1 pseudogene is annotated in these 1,353 nt (G+C 78.3%); it reads right to left on the reverse strand.

Annotation, left to right across the window (positions count from 1 at the left end):
• A pseudogene (locus IDM29_RS16705) lies at positions 1–1,353 on the reverse strand (hypothetical protein); the annotation flags it as partial.

Below are 1,353 nucleotides of genomic sequence, written 5' to 3' on the forward strand. Positions count from 1 at the left end.
GCGGGAGGGTCGAGGGGACCGTCGGGTCGTCGGCCCCCGGGCCGCCGGTCGGCGGGGTCGTCGGCTGCTCCCCCGGGACGGTGCCGCCGGCGTCCGGCAGCTCGGCGGCGTCGGGCGTGCCCGGCGAGGGCGGCAGCGACGGTTGGGGGCTGCTCGGTTGGGTGCTGCTCGGCTGGGTGCTGCTCGGCGGGGCCGTCACGGGCGGCGCGGCGACCGGGGGGCGGCTCGGGTCCTGCACCGGGGTGCGCCCGGGGCCGGTCTCGATCTCGCGCGTCGACCCGTCGGCCTCGACGACGACGGCGGCGGTCGCGGACTCGGAGTAGGCGACCAGACGGCCGTCGTCGACCACGAGCCGGGGGTTGAGCCCGCCGGGGACGATGATGTCGCGCGCCGCGCGCCGGCCGTCCGGCCCGAGCACGAGGACGTGCCCCGTGCCGTCGCAGGGCACGTAGACGCGGGACGCGAACACCGCGGGATTCGAGGGCCGGTGGCAGCCGAGCGCACCGACGTCCACGGCGAGCAGGGCACCCCCCGAGACCATGACCACCTCGGCGGCCGACGGCGCGGCCACCGGTGCCAGCGTCGACGGTGACGTCTCGGCGGGCAGCACCGCCCCGCTCAGGCCCGGGGCGGCCACGATGAGGTCGCGTCCCGCGCCGACCTGCGCCACCGTGCCGCCGTCCGGCGAGAACACCGTCACGCCGTCGGCGTGCGGCACCATGCGGCTCTGCGACCCCGCGCCGCGCAGCGGGCGGTCGCGCTCGACCGTGAAGCGGGCGGACGACGCCGACCACCGGAGCTCCTCGATCTCACCGTCGGTCGTGACGAGCCAGACGGTGCCCGCGTCGTCGACCACGGCGTCCGCGAGCGCGTCGGTGCGGTGCGGTGCCCCGAGGTCGCGCAGCGTGAGCGGGTCGACCGCGCGCACCGTGCCGGCCAGGTCGACGAGGAAGACGTTCCCGCCCCCGACGAGCACCGTGGTCCGGGTGGCGCCGGTCCCCCGCTGCCCGCCCGCGAGGAGCGTCGCGAGGTCGATGGTCGTGATGACGCCCGTGGCGTCGTCGTCCACCACGAGCATGCCGTCGCGCTGCGTGATCAGCAGCGACGCGCCGGAGCCGGCGACCTGGAGGCGGCGCTCGACCTCGCCGGTGGCGGGGTTGACCTGCAGCACCTGCCCGCTCGAGTCGTCCGGGAGCCACGTCGCCCCGTCGGACATGGTGACCGCGGTGCTCGCGACGCCGCTGCCGACCGCCGCGCCCAGGACGAGCGCGAGCCCCGTCACCGCGACGCCCGCCTCGACGAACCCGCCCTGACCGCCGCGCCGCCCCGCGCGACCCGCCCCGCGGCCGGCAC

Source organism: Actinotalea sp. JY-7885 (assembly GCF_014525465.1).
Lineage (GTDB): Bacteria > Actinomycetota > Actinomycetes > Actinomycetales > Cellulomonadaceae > Actinotalea.